A 15,244-nucleotide genomic window follows, 5' to 3' on the forward strand; every position below is an offset into this window, starting at 1 on the left:
TGCAGGGCGGTTTTTTCATGGCGCGGGGCCGGATCAGGCGGCGATCGCGGCCTTGCTCTGGTTGGCGGCTTCGCCGGTGGCCACCACGATGTCGGCGCGGGCCGAGGCCAGGGCCGTGGCCTTGGCGCCGTCGCCCATCGCCACGCCTTCGGCGCGCACGAAGCGCACGTCGGTCACGCCGAAGAAGCCGAAGATCACCTTGAGGTAGCTCTCCTGGTGTTCCATGGCCTGGCCGCCTTCGCTGGTGGAGTAGACGCCGCCGCGGGTCGAGGCCACGATGATGGTCTTGCCGCCGGCCAGGCCCACGGGGCCCTTGTCGGTGTACTTGAAGGTGCGGCCGATTTGCGCGAGGCGGTCGATCCAGGCCTTGAGCTGCGTGGGAATCGAGAAGTTGTAGAACGGCGTGCCGATGACGATCACGTCCGAGGCCAGGAACTGGCTCACGAGCTTTTCGGACAGCGCGTTCTCACGCTGCTGCGCTTCGGTCGGTTGGGCTTGCACGCCGGTCTTGATGCCCAGCGCGTCGGCGCTGAAGTGCGAGGGGGTGTCGACGGCCAGGTCGAGGTACTCGACAGTGGTGTCGGGGTGGGCGGCGCGCCAGGCGGCCACGGTTTCGGCCGAGAGCAGGCGCGAGGTCGAGTTGGCGGCGAGGATGCTGGAGTCGATGTGGAGCAGCTTCATGATCAGTCAATCACTTTCTTGGGGCTGTCGGCACTCAAATTGGCCGGCGATGTGAGAATTCTATTTTTGGATCGAGTGGGCGATAAGTAGCCAAAAATCGCCTAGATCGTTCTGTTTGCGGGACAATGACGCGATGCAAGACCTCAACGACATGGTTTTCTTCGCCGAAGTGGCGGAGCGGGGCGGCTTTGCCGCGGCCAGCCGGGCGCTGGGCATTCCCAAGTCGCGCCTGTCGCGCCGCGTGGCCGACCTCGAAGAGCGGCTGGGCGTGCAGCTGATGCAGCGCAGCACGCGCCGGCTGTCGCTCACGCCGGCCGGCGAGATCTACCTGCGCCACTCGTCGGCCATGCGCGATGCGGCGCAGGCGGCCGCCGAGGCGGTGGCGCAGGTGCAGACCGAGCCCAGCGGGCTGGTGCGGCTGAGCTGCCCGGTGACCATTTCGCACAGCGGGCTGGCGCAACTGATGCCGGTCTTCATGGCGCGCTACCCGGCGGTGCGCATCGACATGCGGGTGATCAACCGGCCGGTCGACCTGATCGAGGAGGGCATCGACATCGCGCTGCGCGTGCGGCCCGCCATCGAGGACAGCACCGTGCTGGTGGCCAAGACCTTCGGCTACAGCCGGGGCGTGCTGGTTGCCAGCCCCGAACTGCTGGCAAGCCACGGTCCCGTGAACACGCCGGCCGACCTGGCAAAGCTGCCCACGGCCGCCATGTCGGTGAACGGCGAAGGGCGCAACGACTGGCGGCTCGAAGGCCCGAACGGGGAGGTCTACCTGCACTCGCACACGCCGCGCTACGTGGCCGACGACCTGGCCACGCTGCAGTTCGGCACGCTGGGCGGCGTGGGCGCGACCCTGCTGCCCGACTACATGTGCCGCGCCGACGTCGATGTCGGCCGGCTGGTGCGGGTGCTGCCGGGCTGGGGGCCGTCGCCGGTGGTGGCGCACATGGTGTTTCCGGCGCGGCGGGCGCTGGTGCCGGCGGTGCGGCGGCTGATCGACTTCCTGACCGAGCACCTGCAGAACGTCGACATGCGCATGTTTTGAGGCGTCGTGGCGGTCGTTATGCGAAAAACGTCATATCCAAACAAGCAGATATTCGTTTGGCATTGAAGCAAGGGTTCGCACAATCCAAGGCTCCCATCCAATCCAGGAGCGACCATGGCTACTCTGCGACTCGGCGACACCGCCCCCAATTTCACCCAGGACTCCAGCGAAGGCCCCATCGACTTCTACCAGTGGGCCGGTGATTCGTGGATCGTGTTCTTCTCGCACCCGGCCGACTTCACGCCCGTGTGCACCACCGAACTCGGCAAGACGGCGGCGCTGTCGGGCGAGTTCGCCAAGCGCGGCGTCAAGCCCATCGCGCTGAGCGTCGACCCGGCCACCAAGCACAAGGAATGGATCGGCGACATCAACGAGACGCAGAACACCACCGTCAACTTTCCCATCATCGCGGACGCCGACCGCAAGGTGGCCGACCTGTACGACCTGATCCACCCGAACGCCTCGACCACGGCCACGGTGCGCAGCGTCTACATCATCGACCCCAAGAAGATCATTCGCACCACCATCACGTACCCGGCATCGACCGGCCGCAACTTCGACGAGATCCTGCGCGTGATCGACTCGCTGCAGCTCACCGACAGCCACAAGGTGGCCACGCCCGTGAACTGGAAGGACGGCGACGACGTGGTCATCGTGCCGAGCATCCAGGACCCGGCCGAACTCGCCGAGCGCTTCCCCAAGGGCTTCAAGGCCGTCAAGCCGTACCTGCGCATCACGCCGCAGCCCAACAAGTAAGCGGGACACGAGGCAGCGTCGGCATGCAGACCCGCGTCATCATCGTGCCCGGCTGGCGCGACTCGGGGCCCGGCCATTGGCAGAGCCTCTGGGAAGAGCGCATTCCGGGCGCGGCGCGGGTGGTGCAGGACGACTGGGCCTCGCCCAAGCGCGACGCCTGGGTGCCCGCGCTGGCCAGGCTGGTGCTCGAGACGCCCGGCCCCGTGGTGATCGCGGCGCACAGCCTGGGCTGCATCGCCACGGCGCACCTGCCGGCCGCTGCGGCCGCGCGCATCCAGGGCGCGCTGCTGGTGGCTCCGGCCGACCCCGAGCGCCGCGCCGTGCTGTCCGACTTCGCGCCCGTGCCGTATGCGGCGCTGCCGTATCGCAGCATCGTGGTGGCGAGTAGCAACGATCCGTTTTGCCCGATCCGCCTGGCGGGTGCATATTCGCGCGCCTGGGGCAGCGAGTTCGTGCGCATGCAGAATGCGGGCCACATCAACATCGATTCGGGACATGGGGACTGGCCGCTGGGCCTGGCCTTGCTCCAGTCCCTGACCGACGAGCCCGCCGCGTGGTCGGCGGGCCGTGAATTTTCAGAAACCTTGGCAATCACATGACTTCCAGAATCAAGACCTTCGTCGCCGTGCTCGCGCTGGCGTCCTCCGCACTCGCCGGCAGCAGCGCCTTCGCGCAAGGCACATCGCTGCTGAACGCCTCGTACGACGTGGCCCGCGAGTTCTACAAGGACTACAACGCGGCCTTCGTGGCGCACTACAAGAAGGCCACCGGCAAGGACGTGAAGATCGACCAGTCGCATGGCGGCTCCAGCGCGCAGGCCCGCGCGGTGGCCGACGGCCTGGACGCCGACGTGGTGACCATGAACACCTCGACCGACATCGACTTCCTGGCCAACACCGGCGTGGTCGCGAAGGACTGGACCAGGAAATTCCCCGAGAACGCATCGCCGACCACGTCGACCATGCTGTTCCTGGTGCGCAACGGCAACCCCAAGGGCATCAAGGACTGGGACGACCTGATCAAGCCGGGCGTGCAGGTCGTGATCGTCAACCCCAAGACCGGCGGCAACGGCCGCTACGCCTACCTGGCAGCGTGGGGCTACGTCAAGAAGAAGGGCGGCACCGACGCCCAGGCGGCGGAGTTCGTCGGCAAGCTGTTCAAGAACGTGCCGGTGCTGGCACGCGGCGGCCGCGACGCCACCACGGCCTTCCTGCAACGCAACATCGGCGATGCGCTGATCACCTTCGAGTCCGAAGTGGTCTCCATCGACCGTGAATTCGGCACCGGCAAGGTCGACTCGGTGTACCCGTCGATCAGCATCGTGGCCGAGAACCCGGTGGCCGTGGTCGAGCGCACCGTCAACAAGAAGGGCACCGGCGAACTCGCCAAGGCCTACCTCGACTGGCTGTACTCCGAAGAAGCGCAGGAAATCGCGGCCAAGCACGCGCTGCGTCCGCGTTCGCAGGCCGTGCTCAAGAAGTACGCCTCGACCTTCAAGCCGCTGCAGCTGTTCACGGTGCAGGAACTGTTCGGCAGCCTGGGCGACGCGCAGAAGGTGCACTTCAACGACGGCGGCCAGTTCGACAAGCTCTACACGCCCGGCGCGAAGTAAATGAGCGGCGCTGTTTCTTCGGCGCTCCCGTCCGCGGGAGCGCCGCTTTCGCGTGTGAACCGGGCAGGGGGCGCCAAGCGCGTGCTGCCCGGTTTCCACATCACGCTCGGCTTCTCGATCCTGTACCTGAGCCTGATCGTGCTGATCCCGCTGTCGGCGCTGGTCTTCAAGACCTTCACGCTGACCTGGGACCAGTTCTGGGTGCCGTGACCGCGCCGCGCGTGATGGCCTCCTACCGGCTGACCTTCGGCGCGTCGCTGTTCGCGGCGATCGTCAACGCGGTGTTCGGGCTGCTGGTGGCCTGGGTGCTGGTGCGCTACAAGTTTCCGGGCAAGCGCATCGTCGATGCGCTGGTCGATTTGCCGTTCGCGCTGCCGACGGCCGTGGCCGGCATTTCGCTCACGGCGCTGCTCGCGGGCAACGGCTGGGTCGGGCAACTGCTCGAGCCGCACGGCATCAAGCTGGCGTTCACGCCGGCGGGCATCGTCATCGCGCTGATCTTCATCGGGCTGCCATTCGTGGTGCGCACGGTGCAGCCGGTGCTCGAAGACGCCGAGAAAGAGCTGGAAGAAGCCGCGACCTCTCTGGGCGCCACGCGCCTGCAGACCTTCACCAAGGTGATCTTCCCGTCGATCGCTCCGGCACTGCTCACCGGCTTTGCCATGGCCTTCGCGCGCGCCATCGGCGAGTACGGCTCGGTGATCTTCATTGCCGGCAACATGCCGATGATCTCGGAGATCACGCCGCTGATCATCATCGGCAAGCTGGAGCAGTACGACTACGCGGGCGCCACGGCGGTCGCGCTGGTGATGCTGGTCATTTCCTTCGTCCTGCTGCTGGTCATCAACGGCCTGCAAGCGTGGCAGCGCCGAAGGGCAGGGGCCTGACATGAGCGCACCTTCCAAAGTCATTCGCCGCGCGCAGGCCGGCACCACCGAGTCGGCCTGGGTCCGCTGGTCGCTGATCGGCCTGGCGCTCGCGTTCATGTTCCTGTTCCTCGTGCTGCCGCTGGCCGCCGTGGCGACGGAGGCATTGCGCAAGGGTGTCGGGGCTTACCTCGACGCGCTGAAGGAGCCCGATGCGTGGAGCGCCATCCGCCTCACGCTGATCACCGCCGCCATCGCGGTGCCGATGAACCTCGTGTTCGGCGTGGCCGCCGCGTGGGCCATCGCCAAGTTCGAGTTCCGTGGCAAGGCGTTTCTCACCACGCTGGTCGACCTGCCGTTCGCGGTGTCGCCGGTGGTGGCGGGCCTGATCTACGTGCTGGTGTTCGGCGCGCAGGGCTGGTTCGGCCCGTGGCTGGCGGAACACGACATCAAGATCATCTTCGCCGTGCCCGGCATCGTGCTGGCGACCGTGTTCGTCACGTTCCCGTTCATCGCGCGCGAGCTCGTGCCGCTGATGCAGGCGCAGGGCACCGACGAGGAGCAGGCCGCCATCGTGCTGGGCGCAACCGGCTGGCAGACCTTCTGGCGCGTGACCTTGCCCAACATCAAGTGGGGCCTGCTGTACGGCGTGATCCTTTGCAACGCGCGGGCCATGGGCGAGTTCGGCGCGGTGTCGGTGGTGTCGGGCCACATCCGCGGCCAGACCAACACCATGCCGCTGCACGTCGAAGTGCTCTACAACGAATACCAGTCGGTGGCCGCGTTCGCCGTGGCCTCGCTGTTGGCCATCCTGGCGCTGGTCACGCTGGTGATCAAGTCGGTCATCGAGTGGCGCCACGAGCGCGAGATGAAAGCCATTGCAGAGCTGCCCCCCGAACGGCCCCCCGAAACCACGGCGGCCTGAGAGAGAAGAAATCATGAGCATCGAAATCCGTAACATCAGCAAGCAGTTCGGCGACTTCCGCGCCCTGCGCGACGTGAACCTCGACGTGGAGTCGGGCGAACTGGTCGCGCTGCTCGGCCCCTCGGGCTGCGGCAAGACCACGCTGCTGCGCATCATCGCCGGCCTGGAAACGGCCGACAGCGGCAGCATTCTTTTCTCGGGCGAAGACACCACCGACGTGCACGTGCGCGAGCGGCAGGTGGGCTTCGTGTTCCAGCACTACGCGCTGTTCCGCCACATGACCGTGTTCGAGAACGTGGCCTTCGGCCTGCGCGTGAAGCCGCGCAAGGAACGCCCGAGCGACGCGCAGATCAAGGCCAAGGTGACCGACCTGCTCAAGCTGGTGCAGCTCGACTGGCTGGCCGACCGCTACCCGTCGCAGCTCTCGGGCGGCCAGCGCCAGCGCATTGCGCTGGCCCGCGCGCTGGCCGTGGAGCCCAAGGTGCTGCTGCTGGACGAACCCTTCGGCGCGCTCGACGCCAAGGTGCGCAAGGAGCTGCGCCGCTGGCTGCGCCGGCTGCACGACGAGCTGCACGTCACCTCGATCTTCGTCACGCACGACCAGGAAGAAGCGCTGGAGGTGGCCGACCGTGTGGTGGTCATCAACAAGGGGCAGATCGAGCAGGTCGGCTCGCCGCAAGAGGTGTGGGACCAGCCCGCGAGCCCGTTCGTCTACGGCTTTTTGGGCGACGTGAACCTGTTCCACGGCCGGGCCGACAACGGCGCGGTGCAACTGGACGGCATGCGCCTGGATTCGCCCGAGCACAGCGGCGCGCGCGACGCCAAGGCCCGCGCCTACGTGCGTCCGCATGACATCGATGTGACACGCTACGTGAGCGGCGCGTCGGGCATCGTCGCCACGCTGGCGCGCGCAATTGTGGTCGGACCGATCGCGCGGCTGGAACTTGAGCCCACGGAAACGAATCCAGATAATCCGGGCTCCGGAACCATCATCGAGGCGCAACTCCCTGCGCAACAGTTCCGTGACCTGGACTTGAAGGAAGGCGACACCGTCGTCGCCAACCCACGCAAGGCCAGGGTGTTCGTAGAAGAAGATTGGGTATCTCCTTGATCGATTGGTACTTCGGCGCGCGCGCCGCGCGTATGGGCTGATCTGCCTGGCCTGCGTTCTCATGCTGGCCTTCGGGCTCTACCTGCAGCACGTGGTGGGGCTCGAGCCTTGTCCCATGTGCATCGTGCAGCGGTATGCGCTGGTGCTGGTGGCACTGTTCACCGGCCTGGCCGGGGTGTTCCGCAACGTCGGCCTGCGCTTCGCGGGCGGCCTGCTCGCACTGATCTCGGCCCTGGGCGGCGCCTACACGGCGGCCTCGCAGAGCTGGCTGCAGTGGTATCCGCCCGAAGTCGTGTCCTGCGGGCGCGACCTCTACGGAATGATCGAGACCTTTCCGCTGAAGCGCGCGCTGCCGATGATCTTTCGCGGCGGCGGCGACTGCTCGAAGGTCGACTGGTCGCTGTTCGGCCTGACGCTGGCGAACTGGTCGTTCGTCGCGTTCACGGTGCTGTCGCTGCTGCTGATCACGCTGCTCGTGCGCTCGCGCCGCGCGCGCTGAGCCCTTAACGCCTGTCGCAATGAAAAACGCCGCCCCATGAGGGCGGCGTTTGTCGTTGTGGCGCAAGCGCGCTGGCCGGTGCCGACGTCAGTTGAACCAGCCCTGGCCCGAGAAGCCGCAGGCCATTTCCTCGAGCAGGCTGCGCCAGTACCAGCGGCTGGCGCAGCTGTCGACCAACGCGGTGTTCACGGGCTGCGTCGCCTGCTGCGTGGCCGGCGTCATGAAGCCCAGCGGGTCTTGCCGGGCCGCGGCGACTTCTTCCCCCTGGGTCTTCGGGGCCGGCATGTCGATGGCCGCGACGGCGTTCGACGCCCGCGTCCCGGTGCCGTCCGCCGGCGTGTAGGCCGCGCCCGCCGCGCCGCTGAATGCGAGCAGCGTGGCAATTGCACCGGCCAATGCCGCATTGCGCAGCGTATTCGACTGTTTGAATTTCATGGTCGTTTCCCCTTGATTGAAGGCATCGGAAAGAGACGCGCGGGCCGCGCGAAATCGATATTCCGCGTGCCATTTGCGCCTCGTATCATGCCCGCAATGCGCGGTCCATTTGGAAAATGTAGAAGCGCGTTTCACCGTGATCCAGTGCCAAAAGTCACGATGTGGTCACCGCATGAATCGCGCGCGCCACGCTGTAAGACGATGGTGCCAAGGTCCATCGCGGGTCTTTAATTTTTCTTCAGTAAACGCAGCTAGGATGACAGCAGACCCAAGGGTTCTTCTTTTTCCGGCGTTGAATTTCCGCGAAAACAATCCGCTTTTCAGCGCCCCTTTCTTTCTCCCGCATGCCCAATACCCAACCCCGGCGATCGCGCAAATATCTCATTGGCATTTCCGTTCTGGTCGTTCTGGCGGCCATTGCCTATTTCTCGCTGAGTCCCGCAAAAAAGGCCGACTACCTGACCGCCACGGTGCAGCGCAGCGACCTCGAGAACGCGGTACTGGCCACCGGCGTGCTGCAGGCACTCAAGCAGGTGGAAGTGGGCGCACAGGTCAACGGGCAGCTCAAGTCGCTGAAGGTGGTGCTGGGGCAGGCCGTGAAGAAGGGCGACTGGCTCGCCGAAATCGACCCCGTCATTTCGCAGAACACGCTCGCGCAGGAGCAGGCCAAGCTCGACAACCTGCAGGCCCAGAAGCTCGCGAAAGAGGTGCGCATCAAGCAGGCGCAACTGAGCTGGACGCGCCAGCAGGAAATGCTCGCGCAGGACGCGGCCGCCCGGCAGGACATGGAAACCGCCGACGCCGAACTGCGCGCGCTGCGTGCCGACGGCGTGTCGCTCGACGCGCAGATCCGCCAGCAGCGGCTGGCGCTGGCCTCCGCGCAGACCAACCTGTCGTACACGCGCATCATCGCGCCCATCGACGGCGACGTGGTGTCCATCAGCACGCTCGAAGGCCAGACCGTGGTGGCCTCGTTCCAGGTGCCCACGCTGATGAAGCTGGCCGACCTGTCGACCATGACGGTCAAGGCGCAGGTGTCCGAGGCCGACGTGGTGCGCGTGAAGGCCGGGCAGCCGGTGTACTTCACCATCCTGGGCGACCCCGACACGCGCTACCACGGCACGCTGCGCGCCGTGCAGCCGTCGCCCGAGAAGATCAACAACGCCGTGTTCTTCAACGCGCTGTTCGACGTGCCCAACCCCGACCGCACATTGCGCGTGGACATGACGGCGCAGGTCGCGATCCTGCTGGGCGAGGCCAAGCAGGCGCTGGTGGTGCCGCTGACCGCGCTGGGCAACCGCGACAAGGACGGCCGCCAGGAAGTGCGCGTGCTGAAGGCCGACCAGACCGTGGAAAAGCGCATGGTGCGCGTCGGCATCACCAACAACTTCCAGGCCCAGGTGCTGGAAGGCCTCAAAGAGGGCGACAGCGTCATCACCGGCGATGCCTCGGCGGTGTCGGAGCACGGTGACAACGCGGACGGCGGCAACAACGGCGGCGGCCGGGGCAAGCGCCCATGACACAGGTGCGGCAAGCAAAGCAGCCGTTGCTCGCCCTGCGCGGCATCGGCCGCAGCTTTCCTTCGGGCGAGCAGGAAGTGCAGGTGCTGAAGGACGTCGACCTGGATATCGGCAACGGCGAAATGCTGGCCATCGTCGGCGCGTCGGGTTCGGGCAAGTCGACGCTGATGAACATCCTGGGCTGCCTCGACCGGCCGAGCAGCGGCACCTACACGGTGTCGGGCAAGGACGTGGGCACGCTGGACAGCGACGCGCTGGCCGAGCTGCGGCGCGAGCATTTCGGCTTCATCTTCCAGCGCTACCACCTGATGCAGCACCTGAGCGCCACCGGCAACGTCGAGGTGCCCGCGGTGTACGCCGGCACCGACGGCGAAGCGCGCGACACACGCGCGCGCCAGCTGCTGGCGCGGCTGGGCCTGGGCGACCGCACCGAGCACCGGCCGAGCCAGCTCTCGGGCGGCCAGCAGCAGCGCGTGAGCATTGCGCGCGCGCTCATGAACGGCGGGCAAGTGATCCTGGCCGACGAGCCGACCGGCGCGCTCGACAGCAAGAGCGGGCAAGAGGTGATCGGCATCCTGCGCGAGCTGCATGCGCAGGGCCACACGGTCATCATCGTGACGCACGACATGCAGGTGGCCAGTTGCACCGAACGCATCATCGAGATCGCCGACGGCGTGATCGTGCGCGACCGGCCGAACACGCCGACGGTGGCGGCGCCCGAGCAGGCGGCGCAGGCCGGCGACTCCGCGCCGGCGGCGGGCGTCGTGACCAAACCCAAGCTAGGCATCGCGCGCTTCAGCACGGGCTGGGCCCGCTTTGCCGAGGCCTTCCGCATGGCATGGCGCTCGATGATGGCGCACCGCATGCGCACGGCGCTGACCATGCTGGGCATCGTCATCGGCATCACCTCGGTGGTGTCGATCGTGGCCATCGGGGAGGGCGCCAAGCGCTTCGTGCTGTCGGACATCAAGGCCATCGGCACCAACACGCTCGACGTGTACCCGGGCCACGATTTCGGCGACGACAAGGCCAGCAGCATCCGCACGCTGCTGCCGTCCGACCTCGACGCGCTCGCGGCGCAGCCCTATGTGCACAGCGTGACGCCGTCGACCTCGCGCAGCCTGCGGCTGCGCTACCGAAGCACCGACATCAACGGCACGGTCAACGGCGTCAGCGACAACTTCTTTCGGGTGCGCGACATCCAGATGGCGAGCGGCGCGGCCTTCACGGCGGCCGACGTGCGGCACCAGTCGCAGGTGGTGGTGATCGACCAGAACACGCGGCGCAAGCTCTTTCCCGCGGGCGTCGACGCGGTGGGCAAGATCATCCTGGTGGGCAGCCTGCCGTGCACGGTGATCGGCGTATCGCAGGAAAAGAAGAACATGTTCGGCGAGAACAAGTCGCTCAACATCTGGCTGCCCTACAGCACGGGCGCGAGCCGGCTCTTCGGGCAGCAGCACTTCGACAGCATCACGGTGCGCATCCGCGACGACCAGCCGACCAAGGCGGCCGAGGACAGCATCGTCAAGCTGCTGACCATGCGCCACGGCGGCAAGGATTTCTTCACGTTCAACATGGACAGCATCGTGAAGACGGCCGAGCGCACGAGCCAGTCGCTCACGCTGCTGCTGTCGCTCATTGCCGTGATCTCGCTGGTGGTGGGCGGCATCGGCGTGATGAACATCATGCTGGTGTCGGTGACCGAGCGCACCCGCGAGATCGGCATTCGCATGGCGGTGGGCGCGCGGCAGAGCGATGTGCTGCAGCAGTTTCTGACCGAGGCGGTGCTGGTGTGCCTGGTGGGTGGGTTGATCGGTGTGACGCTGTCGTACGGCATCAGCTTTGTGTTTTCGCTTTTCGTCAAGCAATGGCAAATGATCTTTTCGATAGGGGCCGTGGTGTCGGCATTTCTGTGTGCCACGCTGATCGGCGTGCTGTTCGGCTACCTGCCGGCGCGCAATGCCGCGCGGCTGGACCCGATCGAGGCGTTGGCTCGTGAGTAGCGCGCGTCTTCATCTGGGGGCCGTGGCCGCCGCTGCCATATTGGCGCTCGGCGGGTGCACGCTGTTCAAGCCCGAACAGCGCGAGCAGCGGCCGTTGAACGTGCCGCAGGCCTGGCAGCAACAACAACCCGCCGCCCTGAACGCGGCTGCGATGCCGGCCGACAACTGGTGGTCGAGCTTCGGCGACCCGCAGCTCGACGCGCTGATCGACAACGCGCTGCGCACCAACAACGACCTGGCCGTCGCGGGCATACGCGTGCAGCGGGCGCAGTTGCAGGCGGGCATTGCCAACACCAACCTCACGCCGGGCGTGGTGGGGCAGGCCGCCACCAGCCGCAGCTACGACCTGAAGCGCGGTGGCGTGGCCGGCTCGGCATCGAGCTCGCTGGTCACCTTGAGCTACGAGCTCGACCTGTGGGGGCGGCTTGCCGCACTGCGCAGCGCCGCCGACTGGGAACTGCAAGCCACCGAGTCCGACCGCCGCGCCGCCGCGCTGGCGCTGGTCGGCACGACGGCCGGGCTCTACTGGCAGACCGGCTACCTCAACCAGCGCATCGCATTGAGCGAGGCGGGCATCGAAGACGGCCGGCGCATTCTGGCGCTCGTGCGCACCAAGTACGCGGCGGGCGCGGTGTCGGGGTTGGACGTGGCGCAGGCCGGCCAGAACCTCGCCACGCAGGAGGCGGCGCACACGCAGCTGCTGCAGCAGCGCGTCGAGGCGCGCAATGCGCTGGCGATTTTGTTCGACCAGCCGCCGGTGCCGCCGGGCGCGGAACCGGCGCGCTTGCCCGATACCGCGCTGCCGGCCATCGATGCCGGCGTGCCGGCCCGCCTGCTGGGCCGTCGGCCCGATCTGCGGGCGGCCGAGTCGCGGCTGCGGGAGTCGCTGGCGAATGTGGACGCCACGCGCACCGGCTTCTATCCGACGCTGAGCCTGACCGGTTCGCTCGGTACGTCGAGCACGGCGCTCGGGGAGCTGCTGAAGAACCCGGTGGGCACGTTGGGCGCCGGGCTGGCCTTGCCGTTCCTGCAATGGAACACGGCGCGGCTGTCGGTCGGCGTGTCGCAGACGCAGTACGAAGAAGCGGTGCTGGGTTTCAGGCAGTCGCTGTACACGGCGCTGTCGGAAGTGGAAAACGCGCTGTCGTCGCGCACGCAGCTGCGCGATGAAAGCGTCAAGCTGGTGCTGGCGCTGCAGCAGGCGCAGCGCGCGGAGAACTTGTCCGAGGTGCGCTACCGGGCCGGCGCGACCGCGCTCCAACCGGTGCTCGACGCCAAGGACCGGCGTCGCACGGCGCAGGTGTCGCTGGCGCTGAACCGGCTGAACCAGTTCAACGCGACGATGACGCTGTACAAGGCGCTGGGCGGCGGTGCTGCGGCCGGCGCGTAGCTCGCGCCGGGGCGCTCACAGCGGCAGCGTGTCGAAGGCCGCGTAGACCGTGGCCAGCCACGACTTCACGCGCTGGCGCTCCAGCAGCCCGAGCGCATGCGCGCCTTCGCGGTCGTGCACGGCCTTCCAGAAGCTCGTGTTCTGCGCATCGATCTTGCGCATGCTGGCCTCGTGCAGACGGGGCAGCGCGATCACGCGTGCGCCATTGGCCGTGGCCTTCGACAGCGACTGCGAGCCCAGCAGCATTCCGAAGTCGCTGCCGCGCCCGTAGTTCTGCACCACGATGTAGTTGGGCCGGTTGCCGAAGGTGTCGATCAGCGTGCCGAGCAGGTCGGTCGAGTCCTTGCCGTCGTCGAGCACGTGCCAGAAGTTGACGGTGACGCCGATTTCGGCGAACACGTCGAACAGGTCCGACTCCTTGATCCAGCGCGACAGCGGCGCCAGCGTTTGCGCGGCAAGGTCGACGATCACGCGTTGCTGCGGGTTGCTCTCGAAGCCGTTGACCACGGTGTCCAGGCCCTCGAAGCTGTCGACCACCACGGGCGACGCGAAGCCTTCGTAGAAGCGCGTGAACGAGCTGTGCGAGCGGTCGGTGTCGAAGCCCGTGAAAGGCCGGCTGTGGTCGATGAAGTACTGGGCCAGCACGCGTGCCGTGACCGACTTGCCGACGCCACCTTTCTCGCCGCCAATGAAGTTAATCGAGCTCATGAGTTGCTGTTGCCTCTGCTGGGTTGAGGGGTGAAGGGCGAATTCATTCTAGGGCGCCGGTTTTGCGGCTTTGCTATTTGCCGCGCCGGGCCATGGCTTGCAGCAAGGGGTGTGCCTGCAAGCGCTGCTGCAACCGTTTCTTCCACGGCGCGGGCAGCGTCGAGGCGTCGATCATGGCGGGCCACTCGTCGCGCGCGAGCCGCGCCGTGTCGGCCACGACGCGGCGCACCAGCGGCTCGTGCAGCCCGGTCGAAAAGCAGAAGGCGCGCACGTTGGCGGGCGTGAACAGGGCCGTGCGCTTGCCGTTGCCGGTGGCGGCCGAAGGGAGCAGCGGCAGCGCATGGCCGTCGACGCCCTGCATCGCGGCATAGGCCACGATGTCGTAGGCCGGCGCGAGTGTCGGCGAGATGCCGTCGGGGTACAGCACGCCGAAGTTCTTCAGATGCGCGTCGGGATTGCCGAGCAGGTCGTTCACCACCAGGCGGCGCAGCAGCTCGAGCACGGCCTCGTCGCCCAGCGACGGAAAGGCGCGCATGGCCAGCGCCATGTCGAGGTAGCTCGCGCTGTACTTGCGCATCGGATCGATGGCCAGCACCTGCGCGAAGTCCTCGAAGTGGATGCGGCGCGCGCCGTCGCGGTCGAAGCGCGTCACGGCCAGGAACTCGGGCTCGTCGGGCAGCGCGTAGCTGTGTTCGGCGGCAATGGCCGAGAGCGGCGCCAGTTCGGCATGGCAGACCTCGACACCCGCGGCGCCCGCCATCTGCAGCGACAGCATTTCGAGCTGCGGCATGTGCGGCCGGCCCGCGACCGGTAGCTTGGCGATGACCCGCGTGCTCGCACCGGCCCGCGTGCGGGCGACGTACCTGCCGCCCTGGCGGCGCAGGCCGAGCTTGGGCTGCACGCCGGAGACCGAAATGCCCTGCGGCATCGGCAGCTCGACCACCGACATCTCGAGCGCGTCCTGGTCCTGCGTGACGAGCCGCTGCAGCGTGCCGCGATCGACCGACACAGGCTTGGCGCTGACCGCGCCGGGCAGGTCGCCGCCGCAGGCCGCGAGCAGCTCGAAGTGGTCGTTCTCGTGGCAGCCGCGCAGTTGCGCGATGTGGCTGCGCAGCACGCCTTCGGGCAGCAGGTTCTGGAAGAAGCCGGGCAGCGGGCCGCCCTGGGCGTTGAACAGCGGGTTCTTGACGTCGCTCCACAGCGCCGCCTGCGCCGCCGGGTCGCTGGCGACCATCGAGAGCGACAGCACCTCGGGCGGCGGGTTGGCCACCACCTCGGGTTCGGCCACGAAGCGGCACAGGTCGGCGTACTGGAACAGCTTGCCGAAGCGGCGCGCGCCGAGCGAGATCTCGAGGATCTTGACGTTCATGGCGACGAAGGCGGCGAACGTCGCTTGACGTACGGCGGAGCGGGCGCCTGCGCCACCGCATGGCCCACGCGCGTGGCGACGGGGCGGTAGCCGGCGTCGGTGCCCGTGGCCTCGCCGAAGCCCTTGGGTGCGAGCTGCAGTTCGAGCCCCAGCGCATCGACCAGCGCCAGCAGCGACGACAGCTGCGGATTGCCGCGCAGGCTCAGCGCATTGCGCACCGAGCGCTCGGTGAGGCCCGAGCGCAGCGCGATCTCGGCATTCGAGAGGCCGGCAGCCTCGCGGCGGGCGGTCAGGGCGGTGATGAGTTCCTGCTTTTGCACG

General features: G+C 67.4%; 15 protein-coding genes and 1 pseudogene. 11 read left to right on the forward strand and 5 right to left on the reverse strand.

All coding sequences use genetic code 11. The features are described from left to right. Positions 1-33: 33 nt before the first annotated feature. Complete coding sequence (locus BMG07_RS22515) at positions 34-681, reverse strand: FMN-dependent NADH-azoreductase (RefSeq protein WP_198086411.1); 648 nt, start codon at positions 679-681, stop codon at positions 34-36. A gap of 133 nt (positions 682-814) precedes the next feature. Between BMG07_RS22515 and BMG07_RS22520 the strand changes: the two genes are divergently transcribed. The 8 genes and pseudogenes from BMG07_RS22520 to BMG07_RS22555 all read left to right on the forward strand — a co-directional run bounded on the left by BMG07_RS22520 (position 815) and on the right by BMG07_RS22555 (position 7,498). Continuing rightward, positions 815-1,729, forward strand: coding sequence for a LysR family transcriptional regulator (locus tag BMG07_RS22520; RefSeq protein ID WP_198086412.1), 915 nt, complete (start codon positions 815-817; stop codon positions 1,727-1,729). A gap of 114 nt (positions 1,730-1,843) precedes the next feature. Beyond that, positions 1,844-2,485: a peroxiredoxin gene (locus BMG07_RS22525; protein ID WP_198086413.1), complete on the forward strand. Its 642-nt coding sequence runs from the start codon at positions 1,844-1,846 to the stop codon at positions 2,483-2,485. 23 nt (positions 2,486-2,508) lie between these two features. Next, on the forward strand, positions 2,509-3,084 hold the full coding sequence (locus tag BMG07_RS22530) for an alpha/beta hydrolase (protein ID WP_198086414.1): 576 nt from the start codon (positions 2,509-2,511) through the stop codon (positions 3,082-3,084). Continuing rightward, a complete protein-coding gene (locus BMG07_RS22535; protein ID WP_198086415.1) occupies positions 3,081-4,097 on the forward strand; it encodes a sulfate ABC transporter substrate-binding protein in 1,017 nt (338 codons plus the stop codon). The genes BMG07_RS22530 and BMG07_RS22535 overlap by 4 nt, the downstream gene beginning before the upstream one ends. Further along, a pseudogene (cysT, locus tag BMG07_RS22540) lies at positions 4,098-4,984 on the forward strand (sulfate ABC transporter permease subunit CysT). Position 4,985: 1 nt separating this feature from the next. Then, positions 4,986-5,888, forward strand: a complete 903-nt coding sequence (cysW, locus tag BMG07_RS22545; RefSeq protein WP_198086416.1) for a sulfate ABC transporter permease subunit CysW — start codon at positions 4,986-4,988, stop codon at positions 5,886-5,888. A 13-nt stretch (positions 5,889-5,901) separates the two neighbouring features. After that, entirely contained in the window at positions 5,902-6,999 is a 1,098-nt protein-coding gene (locus BMG07_RS22550; protein WP_198086417.1) for a sulfate/molybdate ABC transporter ATP-binding protein, read from the forward strand. A gap of 4 nt (positions 7,000-7,003) precedes the next feature. Further along, positions 7,004-7,498, forward strand: coding sequence for a disulfide bond formation protein B (locus BMG07_RS22555; protein WP_269759279.1), 495 nt, complete (start codon positions 7,004-7,006; stop codon positions 7,496-7,498). 87 nt (positions 7,499-7,585) lie between these two features. Here BMG07_RS22555 and BMG07_RS22560 read toward each other — a convergent pair whose 3' ends face one another. Then, positions 7,586-7,933 carry a hypothetical protein gene (locus tag BMG07_RS22560; protein ID WP_198086418.1) on the reverse strand — a complete coding sequence of 116 codons (348 nt, stop codon included), beginning with the start codon at positions 7,931-7,933 and terminating at the stop codon, positions 7,586-7,588. A 344-nt stretch (positions 7,934-8,277) separates the two neighbouring features. On the opposite strand from BMG07_RS22560, the gene macA reads away from it, so the two are divergent. From macA to BMG07_RS22575, 3 genes are read left to right on the forward strand one after another with little or no spacing between them, the layout of a single operon-like run. Further along, positions 8,278-9,453: a macrolide transporter subunit MacA gene (gene macA, locus BMG07_RS22565; RefSeq protein WP_198086419.1), complete on the forward strand. Its 1,176-nt coding sequence runs from the start codon at positions 8,278-8,280 to the stop codon at positions 9,451-9,453. A 5-nt stretch (positions 9,454-9,458) separates the two neighbouring features. Continuing rightward, positions 9,459-11,456 carry a macrolide ABC transporter ATP-binding protein/permease MacB gene (gene macB / locus BMG07_RS22570; RefSeq protein WP_307867040.1) on the forward strand — a complete coding sequence of 666 codons (1,998 nt, stop codon included), beginning with the start codon at positions 9,459-9,461 and terminating at the stop codon, positions 11,454-11,456. Further along, entirely contained in the window at positions 11,413-12,846 is a 1,434-nt protein-coding gene (locus tag BMG07_RS22575; RefSeq protein WP_269759280.1) for an efflux transporter outer membrane subunit, read from the forward strand. Before macB ends, BMG07_RS22575 begins: the two co-directional genes overlap by 44 nt. 15 nt (positions 12,847-12,861) lie before the next feature. On the opposite strand, the gene BMG07_RS22580 is transcribed toward BMG07_RS22575, so the two are convergent. The 3 genes from BMG07_RS22580 to BMG07_RS22590 form a co-directional block, all read right to left on the reverse strand. Continuing rightward, positions 12,862-13,554: a mobilization protein gene (locus tag BMG07_RS22580; protein ID WP_198086422.1), complete on the reverse strand. Its 693-nt coding sequence runs from the start codon at positions 13,552-13,554 to the stop codon at positions 12,862-12,864. 73 nt (positions 13,555-13,627) lie between these two features. After that, positions 13,628-14,923 carry a type II toxin-antitoxin system HipA family toxin gene (locus BMG07_RS22585; protein WP_198086423.1) on the reverse strand — a complete coding sequence of 432 codons (1,296 nt, stop codon included), beginning with the start codon at positions 14,921-14,923 and terminating at the stop codon, positions 13,628-13,630. Beyond that, entirely contained in the window at positions 14,920-15,243 is a 324-nt protein-coding gene (locus BMG07_RS22590; RefSeq protein WP_198086424.1) for a helix-turn-helix domain-containing protein, read from the reverse strand. The genes BMG07_RS22585 and BMG07_RS22590 overlap by 4 nt, the downstream gene beginning before the upstream one ends. Position 15,244: the final 1 nt, after the last annotated feature.

This window comes from Variovorax sp. E3 (assembly GCF_016082275.1).
Lineage (GTDB): Bacteria > Pseudomonadota > Gammaproteobacteria > Burkholderiales > Burkholderiaceae_C > Variovorax.